This window comes from Enterobacter sp. 237C8 (assembly GCF_034106865.1).
Classification (GTDB): domain Bacteria; phylum Pseudomonadota; class Gammaproteobacteria; order Enterobacterales; family Enterobacteriaceae; genus Enterobacter; species Enterobacter asburiae_B.
This window is the reverse complement of the sequence record NZ_JAWNDF010000007.1, coordinates 106,454-121,456: the sequence shown is the minus strand read 5'-3', so window position 1 is coordinate 121,456 and position 15,003 is coordinate 106,454. Positions and strand designations below refer to the sequence as shown.

General features: G+C 55.6%; 14 protein-coding genes and 3 tRNA genes. 16 read left to right on the top strand and 1 reads right to left on the bottom strand.

The window, feature by feature from the left end; all coding sequences use genetic code 11:
* Positions 1 to 45 precede the first annotated feature (45 nt).
* From orn to USF70_RS17470, 4 genes are all read left to right on the top strand, one after another.
* Positions 46 to 591 carry an oligoribonuclease gene (gene orn, locus USF70_RS17485; protein WP_023310130.1) on the top strand — a complete coding sequence of 182 codons (546 nt, stop codon included), beginning with the start codon at positions 46 to 48 and terminating at the stop codon, positions 589 to 591.
* A gap of 196 nt (positions 592 to 787) precedes the next feature.
* Positions 788 to 863 (top strand) — tRNA-Gly (locus tag USF70_RS17480).
* Positions 864 to 900: 37 nt separating this feature from the next.
* Positions 901 to 976, top strand: a tRNA-Gly gene (locus USF70_RS17475).
* Positions 977 to 1,012: 36 nt separating this feature from the next.
* Positions 1,013 to 1,088, top strand: a tRNA-Gly gene (locus tag USF70_RS17470).
* Positions 1,089 to 1,358: 270 nt separating this feature from the next.
* Here the strand turns inward: USF70_RS17470 and queG are convergent.
* On the bottom strand, positions 1,359 to 2,498 hold the full coding sequence (gene queG / locus USF70_RS17465; protein WP_214580078.1) for a tRNA epoxyqueuosine(34) reductase QueG: 1,140 nt from the start codon (positions 2,496 to 2,498) through the stop codon (positions 1,359 to 1,361).
* On the opposite strand from queG, the gene nnr reads away from it, so the two are divergent.
* From nnr to nsrR, 12 genes are all read left to right on the top strand, one after another.
* On the top strand, positions 2,497 to 4,020 hold the full coding sequence (nnr, locus tag USF70_RS17460; RefSeq protein ID WP_033144460.1) for a bifunctional ADP-dependent NAD(P)H-hydrate dehydratase/NAD(P)H-hydrate epimerase: 1,524 nt from the start codon (positions 2,497 to 2,499) through the stop codon (positions 4,018 to 4,020). The two genes, queG and nnr, sit on opposite strands and share 2 nt — an antisense overlap.
* Positions 4,013 to 4,474 carry a tRNA (adenosine(37)-N6)-threonylcarbamoyltransferase complex ATPase subunit type 1 TsaE gene (tsaE, locus tag USF70_RS17455; RefSeq protein WP_013095283.1) on the top strand — a complete coding sequence of 154 codons (462 nt, stop codon included), beginning with the start codon at positions 4,013 to 4,015 and terminating at the stop codon, positions 4,472 to 4,474. Before nnr ends, tsaE begins: the two co-directional genes overlap by 8 nt.
* Positions 4,475 to 4,490: 16 nt before the next feature.
* The gene (amiB, locus tag USF70_RS17450) at positions 4,491 to 5,831 is read left to right on the top strand and encodes an N-acetylmuramoyl-L-alanine amidase AmiB (protein WP_320735855.1); all 1,341 of its coding nucleotides are present in this window, start codon (positions 4,491 to 4,493) and stop codon (positions 5,829 to 5,831) included.
* A 9-nt stretch (positions 5,832 to 5,840) separates the two neighbouring features.
* Positions 5,841 to 7,685 (top strand): DNA mismatch repair endonuclease MutL, encoded by a 1,845-nt coding sequence (mutL, locus tag USF70_RS17445; RefSeq protein WP_087823498.1) that lies wholly within the window; start codon positions 5,841 to 5,843, stop codon positions 7,683 to 7,685.
* Positions 7,678 to 8,628: a tRNA (adenosine(37)-N6)-dimethylallyltransferase MiaA gene (gene miaA, locus USF70_RS17440; protein ID WP_320735854.1), complete on the top strand. Its 951-nt coding sequence runs from the start codon at positions 7,678 to 7,680 to the stop codon at positions 8,626 to 8,628. Before mutL ends, miaA begins: the two co-directional genes overlap by 8 nt.
* Positions 8,629 to 8,713: 85 nt before the next feature.
* Positions 8,714 to 9,025 carry an RNA chaperone Hfq gene (gene hfq / locus USF70_RS17435; RefSeq protein WP_023334248.1) on the top strand — a complete coding sequence of 104 codons (312 nt, stop codon included), beginning with the start codon at positions 8,714 to 8,716 and terminating at the stop codon, positions 9,023 to 9,025.
* Between the two features lie 74 nt (positions 9,026 to 9,099).
* On the top strand, positions 9,100 to 10,380 hold the full coding sequence (gene hflX, locus USF70_RS17430) for a ribosome rescue GTPase HflX (RefSeq protein WP_023310136.1): 1,281 nt from the start codon (positions 9,100 to 9,102) through the stop codon (positions 10,378 to 10,380).
* Positions 10,381 to 10,436: 56 nt separating this feature from the next.
* The gene (gene hflK / locus USF70_RS17425; RefSeq protein WP_024907334.1) at positions 10,437 to 11,696 is read left to right on the top strand and encodes an FtsH protease activity modulator HflK; all 1,260 of its coding nucleotides are present in this window, start codon (positions 10,437 to 10,439) and stop codon (positions 11,694 to 11,696) included.
* Positions 11,697 to 11,698: 2 nt separating this feature from the next.
* Positions 11,699 to 12,703 (top strand): protease modulator HflC, encoded by a 1,005-nt coding sequence (gene hflC, locus USF70_RS17420; RefSeq protein ID WP_023334250.1) that lies wholly within the window; start codon positions 11,699 to 11,701, stop codon positions 12,701 to 12,703.
* Between the two features lie 71 nt (positions 12,704 to 12,774).
* Complete coding sequence (locus USF70_RS17415) at positions 12,775 to 12,972, top strand: DUF2065 domain-containing protein (RefSeq protein WP_003855996.1); 198 nt, start codon at positions 12,775 to 12,777, stop codon at positions 12,970 to 12,972.
* 104 nt (positions 12,973 to 13,076) lie between these two features.
* On the top strand, positions 13,077 to 14,375 hold the full coding sequence (locus tag USF70_RS17410) for an adenylosuccinate synthase (RefSeq protein ID WP_024907332.1): 1,299 nt from the start codon (positions 13,077 to 13,079) through the stop codon (positions 14,373 to 14,375).
* 192 nt (positions 14,376 to 14,567) lie between these two features.
* The gene (gene nsrR, locus USF70_RS17405; RefSeq protein WP_023334253.1) at positions 14,568 to 14,993 is read left to right on the top strand and encodes a nitric oxide-sensing transcriptional repressor NsrR; all 426 of its coding nucleotides are present in this window, start codon (positions 14,568 to 14,570) and stop codon (positions 14,991 to 14,993) included.
* Positions 14,994 to 15,003: the final 10 nt, after the last annotated feature.

Here is a 15,003-nt window from a genome sequence, read left to right as displayed (position 1 = left end):
AGTTAACCTGCTACAGCCGGTTATGCGAGAAGGGTGGAAAATAACATGAGCGCGGATGAAAACAACCTGATTTGGATCGATCTCGAAATGACCGGGCTGGATCCCGAGCGCGATCGCATCATTGAAATTGCAACGCTGGTGACGGACGCTAACCTGAATATCCTGGCTGAAGGGCCAACGATTGCGGTGCATCAGTCCGACGACCAGCTGGCTTTGATGGATGAATGGAACGTGCGCACCCACACCGGCAGTGGCCTGGTAGAGCGCGTGAAGGCGAGCACGTTCGGCGATCGCGAGGCGGAGCTGGCGACGCTTGAGTTCCTGAAACAGTGGGTTCCGGCAGGCAAATCGCCTATCTGTGGGAATAGTATCGGCCAGGATCGCCGTTTCCTGTTTAAGTACATGCCGGAGCTGGAGTCATATTTCCACTACCGCTATCTGGATGTCAGCACTCTGAAAGAGCTGGCGCGTCGCTGGAAGCCTGAAATCCTCGACGGCTTTAAAAAGCAGGGGACTCACCAGGCGATGGACGATATCCGTGAGTCTGTGGCGGAGCTTTCCTACTATCGCGAAAACTTTATTAAGCTGTGATTTTGCGATCCGGCGCCTTGCGTGGCCGGGTTTTTGTCGTTAAATTGTTCAGCTTGCCGATTAATTAAGCATTTGAACTTAATTTCGAAAAAATCGCTTTAAGGGGGGTTGCAGCTAAAAGGATTTCTCGTATAATGCGCCTCCCGTAACGACAGAGAATTACACGTTACGACAGCAACAAAAGCAGTGCAGATTTGCGGGAATAGCTCAGTTGGTAGAGCACGACCTTGCCAAGGTCGGGGTCGCGAGTTCGAGTCTCGTTTCCCGCTCCAAAATTTGAAAAGTGCTTCCAAAGCACGGACCACCCAAGCGGGAATAGCTCAGTTGGTAGAGCACGACCTTGCCAAGGTCGGGGTCGCGAGTTCGAGTCTCGTTTCCCGCTCCAAAATTTGAAAGTGCTTCTAAAGCACGGACCACCCAAGCGGGAATAGCTCAGTTGGTAGAGCACGACCTTGCCAAGGTCGGGGTCGCGAGTTCGAGTCTCGTTTCCCGCTCCAAATTCTTCTTAATCTCTAAAATATCCACAGCGAAAAGAATCGTTGGGGACGTTTTCTATTGTCTCTGAAATACTCTTGTGAACAGAGTTATCCACAGAAACTACGCTTAACCGTAACAGGGTTAAAACTTAGCAGGGTGAATGATATCTTTGTAACGCGCTGTATTTAGTAAATAAATTTTCATTTCAAAATGTTATTGAGATCACTTGACCTCTTCTCCAGCCCAGATGGCGCTTGAGTTTGTAATTTTATTCACAGGCTGTGAATAGTTCAGGCATCCCGCGTAAGCCCTTTTTCAATCACCCGCACCAGACGCTGTTTCTTCGGTAGCTGCACCTCGATCGTGCAGGCATTACGCTTCTCTATTTGCTGCGCAATCGCCCATTCTATGTGTTCATCAAGAAGTGGGTGCTCACCTTTACGGCTTTCAAGCGCCTGAATATTGGCTTCATCCCACGGGGCATTACCCAGCGCGACGGCAACATTACGCAGCCAGCGCAAATGACCGATACGGCGAATGGCCGAACCTTCCGTCACTTTCAGGAACCAGGCTTCGGTCCAGGCGAATAACTCAACCAGCTGCGGCGCATGCAGCGCCTTACGCGGGCTGAAATCCTCTTCGTCCGTGAGCTGCGAATAGCGGTTCCACGGGCAGATCAGCTGGCAGTCGTCGCAGCCGTAGATGCGGTTGCCGATAAGCGGTCGAAATTCCTCTGGAATGGCCCCTTCCAGTTCGATAGTGAGGTAGGAGATGCAGCGGCGCGCATCAACGGTGTAAGGCTCGACGATGGCACCCGTCGGACAGATGGTCATGCAGGCCACGCAGCGTCCGCAGCCTTCCTCTACCGGGCCGTCTACCGGCAGCGGTAAATCAATCAGCAGTTCACCCAGGAAGAAGAACGATCCGGCGTCGCGGCTAAGGATAAGTGAGTGCTTACCTGTCCAGCCAAGCCCGGCTTTTTCGGCGATCGGGCGCTCAAGAATAGGCGCAGAATCGACAAAGGGTCTAAAATTCAGCGAAACACAGTGCTGCTGAATAGTTTCCCCGAGTTTTTTTAAACGGTTACGCAAGAGCTTATGGTAATCACGTCCCAGGGCGTACCGGCTGACGTAACCCAGAGAGGGATTTTTTAGCGTGCGCGCAAAGGCCGCGTTGGCGGGCAGATAATTCATGCGCACGCTGATGACGCGTAACGTGCCCGGCAAAAGCTCGTGAGGGCGGGCGCGCATCATGCCATGACGCGCCATCCACTCCATTTCGCCGTGGTATTGTTTGTCCAGCCAGGCCTGCAGTTTTGGCTCGCTGGCGGAAAGGTCGGTATCGGTAATGCCCACCTTCTGGAAGCCAAGCTCAGCACCCCACTGTTTTATTTTTTGCGCTAATTCATTGAGATCGAGGGGCTGTGACATGACGGACCATACGGTGAAGAAAAACCCCGCAAGTATACCACATTCCATCTGGCATGCGGATGACCTCCGGCGCGCCGAAAAAGAGGCCGCAGACAGCCTCGGGATTACCCTTTATGAACTGATGCTGCGCGCGGGGGAGGCGGCGTTTAACGTTGCCCGCAGCGCGTACCCTCAGGCCGCCCACTGGATGATTCTGTGCGGTCACGGCAATAACGGCGGCGACGGCTACGTCGTCGCCCGTCTCGCGGTTGCGGCAGGTATCCGCGTGACGTTGCTGGCCCTGGAGAGTGATAAACCGCTGCCGGAAGAGGCCAGCGGGGCGCGGGAGGCGTGGCTTAACGCAGGCGGCGTGATTCATGCGCCTGATATCGTCTGGCCGGAAGAGGTGGATCTGATTGTTGACGGTCTGCTGGGTACCGGGCTACGCAGTGCGCCTCGCGAGAACATTGCCGCCCTTATTGAACACGCTAACAGACATTCCGCGCCGGTCGTTGCCCTGGATATTCCCTCTGGCCTGATTGCACAAACCGGCGCGACGCCGGGGGCGGTCATTCAGGCTGCACATACGGTAACCTTCATTGCCCTCAAGCCGGGGCTACTGACCGGTAAAGCACGAGACGTTGTTGGCGTCCTGCACCACCATGCGCTGGGGCTGGAGAGCTGGCTGTCCGGGCAGGAAACGCACCTCGCGCGTTTTGATGCTTCGCAGCTTGCGGCGTGGCTCCCGCCGCGCCGACCAACGTCCCATAAGGGCGATCACGGCAGGCTGGTGATTATTGGCGGCGATCATGGTACGGCAGGTGCGATTCGCATGACCGGCGAGGCGGCTCTGCGCAGCGGTGCCGGATTAGTGCGAGTACTCACTCGCATTGAGAATATTGCGCCGATCGTTACGGCCCGACCGGAGCTGATGGTCCATGAGCTTACGCCTCAGTCGCTTGAAGAAAGCCTGGAATGGGCGGATGTGGTGGTGATCGGCCCCGGGCTTGGGCAGCAGGCATGGGGCAAACAGGCCCTGCAAAAGGTCGAGAATTTTCGTAAACCGATGCTGTGGGATGCCGACGCGCTTAACCTTCTGGCAATAAACCCCGATAAGCGTCACAATCGCATTCTGACGCCACACCCCGGCGAAGCCGCGCGCCTGCTTAACTGCAGCGTGGCAGAAATTGAAAGCGATCGCTTACTTTCTGCTCAGCGTCTGGTAAAACGTTACGGAGGTGTTGCTGTTTTGAAAGGGGCTGGAACCGTTGTCGCCAGTGACGAGACGCAGGGCATTATTGATGCCGGAAATGCGGGCATGGCAAGCGGCGGCATGGGCGATGTGCTTTCCGGCATCATTGGCGCATTGCTTGGACAGAAACTTCCCCTTTATGATGCAGCCTGCGCGGGCTGCGTGGCCCACGGTGTCGCGGCGGATAAACTGGCCGCGCGTTACGGTACACGCGGCATGCTGGCCACCGATCTTTTTTGCACGCTGCGGCGTGTTGTTAACCCGGATGTGATTGACGTAGAAAATGACTAATCGAGCGATTCCTTTACCTGATGAACAAGCCACTTTAGAACTCGGCAAGCGCGTGGCGCAGGCCTGTCAGGGGGCAACCGTCATTTATCTGTATGGTGATTTAGGTGCGGGTAAAACCACCTTCAGCCGGGGTTTTTTGCAGGCGTTAGGGCATAACGGGAATGTGAAAAGCCCAACCTACACGCTGGTAGAACCGTACACCCTTGAAAATCTCATGGTGTATCACTTCGATTTATACCGCCTTGCGGATCCTGAGGAGCTGGAATTTATGGGGATCCGTGATTATTTTGCCAACGACGCCATTTGCCTGGTGGAGTGGCCGCAACAAGGTGCGGGTGTGCTGCCTGACCCGGATGTCGAAATTCACTTAGATTACCAGGCACAAGGGCGTGAGGCGCGCATCAGTGCTGTTTCCTCATCAGGCAGTTCCTTACTGGCGCGACTGGCCGGTTAAGCGTAGGGATGACGGGATGATAAATCGCGTTAAAGGTTGGTTGTTGGCTGCCACCGTGCTGCTGTGCGCGCAGGCCGGGGCGGCAAACCTCTCAGATATTCAGGTATCAAACGGCGAAAGCCAGGCCCGGATCACGTTCAGCTTTATGGGCGACCCTGAATATGCGTTCTCACAGCCAGACAGCCACAGCGTGGCGCTGGATATCAAACAAACAGGCGTGATCCAGGGGCTACCGCTGCGGTTCAGCGGTAACAACCTGGTGAAAAGTATCCGTTCGGGAACGCCGCAGGATAGCCAGTCGTTACGCCTGGTGGTTGATCTGACCGAAAAGGGCAAAACGAAGGCGGTGAAGCAGCAAAACGGGGCGAACTATACGGTAGTGTTTACCATCAATGCCGACGCGCCGCCACCGCCTCCACCGCCGCCGGTCGTAGCGAAGCGCGTGGAAGAACCGGTGTATACGCCGCGTCCTTCTGAACCTGCGCGTAATCCGTTTAAATCGCAGAACGATCGCATTACTGCGGCAACCAGCAGCGATACGGTGACGCGCTCTGCGGCCAGCGCGCGACGCGCGACGGTCAGCGGTGACAAAGTGATTATCGCCATTGATGCGGGTCACGGCGGGGAAGACCCCGGGGCGATTGGCCCTGGCGGCACGCGAGAAAAAAACGTGACTATCGCGATCGCGCGGAAACTGCGTTCGCTACTCAATGACGACCCTATGTTTAAAGGCGTGTTGACCCGCGACGGGGACTACTTTATCTCCGTAATGGGGCGCTCGGACGTGGCGCGTAAGCAAAACGCGAACTTCCTGGTCTCTATTCATGCGGACGCTGCACCGAATCGTAGCGCGACCGGCGCCTCGGTTTGGGTGCTGTCGAACCGTCGCGCTAACAGCGAAATGGCCAACTGGCTGGAAGAGCACGAGAAGCAGTCTGAACTGTTAGGCGGCGCGGGCGACGTGCTGGCGAACAGCCAGTCCGATCCGTACCTCAGCCAGGCGGTGCTGGATTTACAGTTCGGTCATTCGCAGCGCGTCGGGTATGATGTCGCCACTAACGTATTGAACCAGCTGCAAAGCGTTGGCGTGCTGCATAAGCGCCGTCCGGAACATGCCAGCCTCGGTGTTCTGCGCTCCCCGGATATTCCGTCCATCCTTGTAGAGACGGGCTTTATCAGTAACAACGGTGAAGAGCGTCTGTTGGGAAGCGACAGTTACCAGCAGCAAATTGCCGAAGCGATTTATAACGGTTTACGTAAATATTTTGAGGCGCATCCTCTGCAGTCTGCGCCGCAGAGCGGCTCAGCACAGACGGCCAGCGCAGCGCTGCCGGGTGAGATGACCGCGACCAACTAAGGAGCATTCATGCCGATTCAGGTTCTACCGCCGCAGCTCGCGAACCAAATCGCCGCCGGTGAGGTGGTGGAACGCCCTGCGTCGGTGGTGAAGGAGCTGGTGGAAAACAGCCTCGATGCGGGCGCAACCCGCATCGATATTGATATCGAACGCGGTGGCGCGAAGCTTATCCGCATTCGCGACAACGGCTGCGGCATTAAAAAAGAGGAGCTGGCGCTGGCGCTGGCTCGTCACGCCACCAGTAAAATCGCCTCTCTGGACGATCTGGAAGCGATTATTAGCCTCGGTTTTCGCGGCGAAGCGCTGGCCAGTATTAGCTCCGTTTCGCGCTTAACGCTGACCTCCCGTACCGCTGAACAGCAGGAAGCCTGGCAGGCTTACGCTGAAGGGCGCGATATGGATGTGACGGTCAAACCCGCGGCGCACCCTGTCGGCACGACGCTGGAAGTCCTGGATCTGTTCTACAACACCCCCGCCCGACGCAAGTTTATGCGTACCGAGAAGACCGAGTTCGGCCATATCGACGAGATCATTCGCCGTATTGCGCTCGCCCGATTCGATGTCGCCATCAACCTCAGCCATAACGGTAAGGTGATGCGCCAGTACCGCGCGGTGGCGGAAGGTGGACAGAAAGAGCGTCGCCTGGGCGCTATCTGCGGGACGCCGTTTCTGGAACAGGCTCTGGCCATTGAGTGGCAGCACGGCGATCTGGCTTTACGCGGCTGGGTTGCCGATCCAAACGCGAGCAGTGCTGCGTTCTCTGAAATTCAGTATTGCTACGTGAACGGGCGCATGATGCGCGATCGTCTCATCAATCACGCGATTCGCCAGGCCTGCGAAGACAAACTCGGGGCCGATCAGCAGCCAGCTTTCGTCCTTTATCTGGAAATCGACCCCCATCAGGTGGATGTAAACGTTCATCCTGCCAAGCATGAGGTGCGTTTCCACCAGTCGCGTCTGGTTCACGACTTCATTTATCAGGGCGTGGCCGCCGTGTTGCAGCAGCAGGCAGCGCCAACTCTGCCGCTGGAGAAGGACGCCCCTGCGCCGCGTCCGCTGCCTGAAAACCGTGTAGCGGCAGGGCGCAACCATTTTGCTGAGCCTGCCGTCGCGCGTGAACCGGAAGCTCCGCGTTTCTCCCCGACCGGGAGCGCACCGCGTCCAACGGGCGCGAACTACCCGAATGCCCAGCCGGGCTATCAGAAGCAGCAGGGAGCGTTGTACCGCAAGCTGCTGGAAACGCCCGCCGTGGAGCGTAAAGAGCACATTCCGCCCGCTCAGCCTTCTCTGGACGGCCATAGCCAGAGTTTTGGCCGGGTGCTGACGATTATCGCGCCCGATATGGCGCTGCTTGAGCGTGACGGCAAACTGATGCTTCTGGCCCTGCCGGTCGCTGAACGCTGGCTCAAGCAGGTGCAGCTTACGCCAGGCGAAAATGCAGCCTGCGCGCAGCCGTTATTAATTCCGGTTCGCCTGAAAATATCCCCTGATGAAACGAGGGTATTGCAGCGCGCAGAGCCGCAGCTGGCGCAAATGGGTATTGAAACTGTGCTCGAACCACAACATGTGACAATTCGTGCAGTGCCTTTACCCTTACGCCAACAAAATTTACAAAACTTGATTCCTGAACTGATAGGCTACCTGGCGCAGCAAACATCATTTGATGCCGCCAACACCGCGCAGTGGATCGCCCGCCATCTGGCAAGCGAACACGCGCCGTGGAGTATGGCGCAGGCCATTAGCGTGCTGGCGGAGGTGGAACGCCTCTGTCCGCATCTGGTGAAAACGCCGCCGGGTGGGTTATTACAACCTGTTGATTTACAAACGGCGATGAATGCCCTGAAACATGATTGACGCAAGTAAGGCGAGCCTGCCTAAGGCAATTTTTTTAATGGGCCCAACGGCCTCCGGCAAAACGGCGCTAGCCATTGAGTTGCGTAAAGTTTTGCCTGTAGAGTTGATTAGCGTCGACTCCGCCCTCATCTACCGGGGGATGGACATCGGCACGGCGAAGCCTGACGCAGAAGAGTTGCGTGCGGCACCGCACCGTTTGCTGGATATTCTCGACCCGGCTCAGGCCTATTCCGCAGCGGATTTCCGCCGGGATGCCTTAGCCGAAATGGCCGAGATAACGGCGGCGGGACGTATACCGCTGTTGGTTGGCGGAACCATGCTCTATTTCAAGGCGTTGCTGGAGGGGTTGTCACCTCTGCCATCCGCGGATCCGGAAATAAGAGCGAAAATTGAGCAGCAGGCGGCAGAGCAGGGTTGGGACGTTTTGCATCAGCAACTGGCGGAGATTGACCCGGTTGCTGCAGCACGGATCCATCCAAATGATCCGCAAAGGCTTTCCCGGGCACTGGAAGTTTTTTTCATTTCGGGTAAAACTTTAACGGAACTGACGCAAACGTCAGGAGACGCTCTGCCGTATCAGGTGCATCAGTTCGCCATCGCCCCGGCGAGCCGTGAACTGCTCCATCAGCGAATTGAGCAGCGTTTTCATCAGATGTTAGCTTCAGATTTTGAAGCAGAAGTGCGGGCGCTATTTGCCCGTGGAGATTTGCATACGGACATGCCTTCCATTCGTTGTGTGGGATATCGCCAGATGTGGTCGTATGTTGAAGGTGAGATTTCATACGATGAAATGGTTTATAGAGGTGTTTGCGCCACGAGACAGTTAGCGAAGCGCCAGATCACCTGGTTGCGCGGTTGGGAGGGTGTTCACTGGTTAGACAGTGAAAAACCGCAACAGGCGTTAAACGAAGTGATTGAGGTTGTTGGTGATATCGCTCACTGAATGTGTACAATTGAGACGTATCGTGCGCAATTTTTCAGAATCGCAAGGTTCTAAGTACAAAACAAGCATATAAGGAAAAGATAGAATGGCTAAGGGGCAATCTTTACAAGATCCGTTCCTGAACGCATTGCGTCGGGAACGTGTTCCAGTTTCTATTTATTTGGTGAATGGTATTAAGCTGCAAGGTCAGATTGAGTCTTTCGATCAGTTTGTGATTCTGTTGAAAAACACGGTCAGTCAGATGGTCTACAAGCACGCTATTTCTACTGTTGTTCCGTCCCGTCCGGTATCTCATCACAGCAATAACGCTGGCGGCGGCACTGGTAGTAACTACCATCATGGCAGCAGCGCGCAGGGTTCTTCAACGCCGGCGCAGGACAGCGACGAGACCGAATAAGGTTTCGCACTGTTATCCACACGGGGAGCCAGGGATCCTGCGTTCCCCGCTGATCTTTTTAGAGAGGTTTACGCTTGTTTGACCGTTATGATGCCGGTGAGCAGGCGGTGCTGGTACACATCTATTTTTCGCAAGACAAAGATATGGAAGACCTCCAGGAGTTTGAATCTCTGGTCTCTTCCGCCGGTGTCGAAGCAATGCAGGTGATTACCGGTAGCCGTAAAGCGCCGCACCCAAAGTATTTTGTTGGTGAAGGTAAAGCAGTCGAAATTGCGGATGCCGTAAAAGCAACCGGCGCGTCAGTCGTGTTGTTTGATCATGCGCTGTCTCCAGCCCAGGAGCGCAACCTGGAAGCCCTTTGCGAATGCCGTGTTATCGATCGCACGGGTTTGATTTTAGATATCTTTGCTCAGCGTGCACGTACCCACGAAGGGAAACTGCAGGTTGAGCTGGCGCAGCTGCGCCATCTGGCAACGCGTCTGGTGCGTGGCTGGACACACCTTGAAAGACAAAAAGGCGGGATTGGTTTGCGCGGCCCGGGTGAAACCCAGCTCGAAACCGACCGTCGTTTGCTGCGTGGCCGAATTACCCAGATCCTTTCACGTCTGGAACGTGTAGAGAAACAGCGTGAACAGGGGCGTCGGGCGCGAACCAAAGCCGACATCCCGACGGTGTCGCTGGTGGGCTATACCAACGCCGGTAAATCCACCCTGTTTAACCAGATAACCGAGGCCCAGGTGTATGCCGCAGACCAGCTGTTTGCGACCCTGGACCCTACGCTGCGCCGTATTGACGTTGCAGACGTCGGTGAAACGGTGCTGGCGGATACCGTAGGGTTTATCCGCCACCTGCCGCATGACCTGGTGGCGGCGTTTAAAGCCACCCTGCAGGAGACGCGACAGGCGACTCTGCTGCTGCACGTGATTGATGCGGCAGACGTGCGCGTGCAGGAGAACATCGACGCGGTCAACGTGGTGCTCGAAGAGATCGACGCCCACGAGATCCCAACGCTGTTGGTCATGAACAAGATCGATATGCTGGACGATTTCGAACCGCGTATCGACAGAGATGAAGAAAACAAACCGATTCGGGTCTGGCTTTCTGCCCAGACCGGTATTGGTGTGCCACTGCTTTTCCAGGCTTTGACAGAACGTCTTTCCGGTGAGGTAGCTCAGCACACGCTGCGACTGCCGCCACAGGAAGGCAGGCTGCGCAGCCGGTTTTATCAGCTTCAGGCGATAGAAAAAGAGTGGATGGAGGATGACGGCAGCGTGGGGATGCAGGTGCGTATGCCGATCGTTGACTGGCGTCGCCTCTGTAAACAAGAACCTGCGCTGGTCGACTACATCGTCTGATCAGAAAGGGGATGCCTGAATAATTCGCCCTTGCATAACAAATATGGAGCATATACATGGCGTGGAATCAGCCCGGTAATAACGGACAAGACCGCGACCCGTGGGGAAGCAGCAAACCTGGCGGCAACTCTGAGGGAAATGGCAACAAAGGTGGTCGCGAGCAGGGGCCGCCGGATCTGGATGATATCTTCCGCAAACTGAGCAAGAAGCTTGGTGGCCTTGGCGGAGGAAAAGGTTCTGGCTCGGGTGGCAATTCCACTCAGAGCTCGCGCCCGCCAATGGGTGGCCGCGTAGTGGGCATCGTGGCCGCTGCGGTAGTCATCATCTGGGCAGCCAGCGGGTTCTACACCATTAAAGAAGCAGAACGCGGCGTAGTCACCCGTTTCGGTAAGTTCAGCCATCTGGTTGAGCCGGGTCTGAACTGGAAGCCGACCTTCATTGACGATGTGACCGCGGTAAACGTGGAATCCGTCCGTGAACTGGCCGCCTCTGGCGTGATGCTGACCTCTGACGAAAACGTGGTGCGCGTTGAGATGAACGTGCAGTACCGCGTGACCGATCCTGAGCGTTATCTGTTTAGCGTGACCAGCGCCGATGACAGCCTGCGTCAGGCGACCGACAGCGCCCTGCGCGGTGTGATCGGTAAATACACCATGGACCGTATTCTGACCGAAGGTCGTACCGTTATTCGTAGCGATACCCAGCGCGAGCTGGAAGAGACCATTCGTCCGTACAACATGGGTATTACTCTGCTGGACGTCAACTTCCAGGCTGCGCGTCCGCCGGAAGAGGTGAAAGCCGCATTTGACGATGCGATTGCTGCCCGTGAAAACGAACAGCAGTACATCCGTGAAGCTGAAGCGTACACCAACGAAGTTCAGCCACGCGCTAACGGTCAGGCGCAGCGTATTCTGGAAGAAGCGCGCGCGTATAAGACGCAGACCATCCTGGAAGCTCAGGGTGAAGTGGCTCGCTTTGCGAAGATCCTGCCGGAATATAAAGCGGCACCGGAAATTACCCGTGAGCGTCTCTATATCGAGACCATGGAAAAAGTGCTGAGCCATACCCGCAAAGTGTTGGTTAACGACAACAAAGGCGGAAACCTGATGGTTCTGCCGCTGGATCAGATGCTGAAAGGCAGTTCTGCGCCAGCAGCGAAAGGCGACACCAGCGGAGCGAATAACCTGCTGCGTCTGCCGCCAGCCTCAACAGGCAGCGCCAGCACGAACACAACGCCTTCTTCGAACGATGGTGACATTATGGACCAACGCCGTGCTAACGCGCAGCGTAACGACTACCAGCGTCAGGGGGAATAAGGATGCGTAAGTCAGTTATTGCGATCATCGTCATCGTACTGGTCGCGCTTTATACCTCGATCTTTGTGGTGAAAGAAGGCGAGCGTGGGATTAAGTTTCAGTTCAGCAGCGTCGTGCGTGATGGCGACAAACGCCCGGTGATTTACGAGCCGGGTCTGCACTTCAAGGTACCGTTTATTCAGTCCGTGAAAACGCTTGATGCGCGTATCCAGACCATGGATAACCAGGCCGATCGTTTCGTGACCAAAGAGAAGAAAGATCTCATCGTTGATTCCTATATCAAATGGCGCATCAGCGATTTCAGCCGTTACTTCCTGGCAACGGGCGGTGGTGACGTTTCTCAGGCAGAAGTGCTGCTGAAACGTAAGTTCTCTGACCGCCTGCGTTCCGAGATTGGTCGTCTGGATGTGAAAGACATCGTGACCGACTCCCGTGGTCGTCTGACCCTGGAAGTTCGCGATGCGCTGAACTCCGGTACAGCGGGCACTGAAGATGAAGTTTCAACGCCGGCAGCAGATGATGCGATTGCCAAAGCGGCTGAACGCGTTCAGGCGGAGACCAACGGTAAAGTGCCGGTGATCAACCCGAACAGTATGGCTGCGCTGGGTATCGAAGTGGTTGACGTGCGTATCAAGCAGATCAACCTGCCAGTTGAAGTGTCCGAGGCGATTTACAACCGTATGCGCGCCGAGCGTGAAGCGGTAGCCCGTCGTCACCGTTCCCAGGGCCAGGAAGAGGCTGAGAAGCTGCGTGCTGCAGCGGACTACGAAGTCACCAAGACGCTGGCGGAATCTGAGCGCCAGGGCCGTATCCTGCGCGGTGAAGGCGATGCCGAAGCGGCGAAGCTGTTCGCGGATGCCTTCAGCCAGGATCCTGACTTCTACGCCTTTATCCGTAGCCTGCGCGCTTACGAGAATAGCTTCCAGAGCAACCAGGATGTGATGGTGCTCAGCCCGGACAGCGATTTCTTCCGTTATATGAAGACGCCGACTAACGCAACGCGATAAACTCAGGCCCGTTTGAGTATTCAAACCACCGCTCCCAACGGAGCGGTGGTTTTCTTTTATAAGGAATAAAAATGAATTCAACGATCTGGCTCGCACTGGCTTTGGTCCTTGTGCTGGAAGGTCTTGGACCGATGCTTTATCCGCGTGCCTGGCGCCGAATGATCGCCACGATGAGTCAGCTGCCGGATAATATTTTGCGTCGTTTTGGCGGCGGTCTTGTGGTTGCGGGCATCGTGATCTACTACATGTTGAGGAAAACGATTGGCTGATCAAAAAGTAGGCGCAATCGGCGTATTTTGAGGTCAAAAAGTGCTGTATATCTGAAAAAGCGATGGTAGAATCCATTTTTAAGCAAACGGTGATTTTGAAAAAAATGGGTAACAACGTCGTCGTACTGGGCACCCAATGGGGTGACGAAGGTAAAGGGAAGATTGTTGATCTTCTGACTGAACGGGCTAAATATGTTGTACGCTACCAGGGCGGTCACAACGCAGGCCATACTCTCGTAATCAACGGTGAAAAAACCGTCCTCCATCTTATTCCATCAGGCATTCTTCGTGATAACGTCACCAGCATCATCGGTAACGGCGTTGTGCTGTCTCCTGCTGCGCTGATGAAAGAGATGAAAGGTCTGGAAGACCGTGGTATCCCTGTTCGTGAGCGTCTGCTGCTCTCCGAAGCCTGCCCGCTGATCCTGGATTATCACGTGGCGCTGGACGTAGCGCGTGAGAAAGCGCGCGGCGCGAAAGCGATCGGCACCACCGGTCGTGGTATCGGTCCGGCTTACGAAGATAAAGTTGCACGTCGCGGTCTGCGCGTGGGCGACCTCTTCGACAAAGCAACCTTCGCTGAAAAACTGAAAGAAGTGATGGAATATCACAACTTCCAGCTGGTGAACTTCTACAAAGCTGACGCTGTTGACTATCAGAAAGTGCTGGATGACGTCATGGCGATCGCTGACATTCTGACCGGTATGGTTGTTGACGTATCCGATCTGCTGGACCAGGCGCGCAAGCGTGGCGATTTCGTCATGTTCGAAGGTGCGCAGGGTACGCTGCTGGACATCGACCACGGTACCTATCCGTACGTAACGTCCTCTAACACCACAGCAGGTGGCGTGGCGACCGGCTCTGGCCTGGGTCCACGCTATGTGGATTACGTACTGGGCATCATCAAAGCGTACTCCACTCGCGTGGGTGCGGGTCCATTCCCGACCGAGCTGTTTGATGAAACCGGCGAGTTCCTCTGCAAGCAGGGTAACGAGTTTGGCGCGACCACCGGTCGTCGTCGTCGTACCGGCTGGCTGGATGCGGTTGCAGTGCGTCGCGCAGTGCAGATCAACTCCCTGTCTGGCTTCTGCCTGACCAAGCTGGACGTACTGGACGGCCTGAAAGAAGTGAAAATCTGCGTAGGCTACCGTATGCCAGATGGCCGCGAAGTGACCACCACTCCGCTGGCTGCTGACGACTGGGAAGGCATTGAGCCAATCTACGAAACCATGCCGGGCTGGTCTGAGACCACTTTCGGTGTGAAAGAGCGTAGCGGCCTGCCGCAGGCGGCGCTGGATTACATCAAGCGTATTGAAGAACTGACCGAAGTGCCGATCGATATTATTTCTACCGGCCCGGATCGTACTGAAACGATGATCCTGCGCGACCCGTTCGACGCATAATCTTCGTGACTGCTGGCCTGCGGGGAGACCCGTAGGCCGGATAAGCGTAGCGCCATCCGGCGACCGCTCCTGGATCTCCGCTTTTTCGCCCCGTCTGTCAAATAAATTAGCCGCTAACTATCTGGCTGGTTTATCATCATTAATGAATATCTCTGCGGTTTGACCGCGTTTTCCCTTTTTCCTGAGGTTGATGTGCAGTTAACAAGTTTCACCGATTACGGCTTACGTGCGCTGATTTACATGGCGTCGTTACCCGAGGGGAAGATGACCAGTATCTCTGAAGTGACAGAGGTCTACGGCGTATCCCGTAATCATATGGTCAAAATAATCAATCAACTTAGTCGTGCCGGATACGTTGCTGCCGTCCGCGGGAAGAATGGTGGGATCCGTCTCGGTAAACCGGCACAGAGTATTCGTGTTGGCGATGTGGTACGTGAACTGGAGCCGCTGTCTCTGGTGAACTGCAGCAGCGAGTTCTGCCACATCACGCCCGCTTGCCGCCTGAAAAAGGCGCTTTCAAAGGCCGTGCAAAGTTTTCTCATGGAACTGGATAACTACACGCTGGCCGATTTGGTTGAAGAGAATCAACCGCTTTATAAATTATTGCTGGTGGAATGAAGAAAATTTC

Excerpts from the sequence above, each read along its gene's own strand:
- orn (WP_023310130.1), top strand. The coding sequence starts at position 46 with ATGAGCGCGGATGAAAACAACCTGATTTGGATCGATCTCGAAATGACC.
- nnr (WP_033144460.1), top strand. The coding sequence starts at position 2,497 with ATGACGGACCATACGGTGAAGAAAAACCCCGCAAGTATACCACATTCC.
- queG (WP_214580078.1), bottom strand. The coding sequence starts at position 2,498 with ATGTCACAGCCCCTCGATCTCAATGAATTAGCGCAAAAAATAAAACAG.
- tsaE (WP_013095283.1), top strand. The coding sequence starts at position 4,013 with ATGACTAATCGAGCGATTCCTTTACCTGATGAACAAGCCACTTTAGAA.
- amiB (WP_320735855.1), top strand. The coding sequence starts at position 4,491 with ATGATAAATCGCGTTAAAGGTTGGTTGTTGGCTGCCACCGTGCTGCTG.
- mutL (WP_087823498.1), top strand. The coding sequence starts at position 5,841 with ATGCCGATTCAGGTTCTACCGCCGCAGCTCGCGAACCAAATCGCCGCC.
- miaA (WP_320735854.1), top strand. The coding sequence starts at position 7,678 with ATGATTGACGCAAGTAAGGCGAGCCTGCCTAAGGCAATTTTTTTAATG.
- hfq (WP_023334248.1), top strand. The coding sequence starts at position 8,714 with ATGGCTAAGGGGCAATCTTTACAAGATCCGTTCCTGAACGCATTGCGT.
- hflK (WP_024907334.1), top strand. The coding sequence starts at position 10,437 with ATGGCGTGGAATCAGCCCGGTAATAACGGACAAGACCGCGACCCGTGG.
- hflC (WP_023334250.1), top strand. The coding sequence starts at position 11,699 with ATGCGTAAGTCAGTTATTGCGATCATCGTCATCGTACTGGTCGCGCTT.
- USF70_RS17415 (WP_003855996.1), top strand. The coding sequence starts at position 12,775 with ATGAATTCAACGATCTGGCTCGCACTGGCTTTGGTCCTTGTGCTGGAA.
- USF70_RS17410 (WP_024907332.1), top strand. The coding sequence starts at position 13,077 with ATGGGTAACAACGTCGTCGTACTGGGCACCCAATGGGGTGACGAAGGT.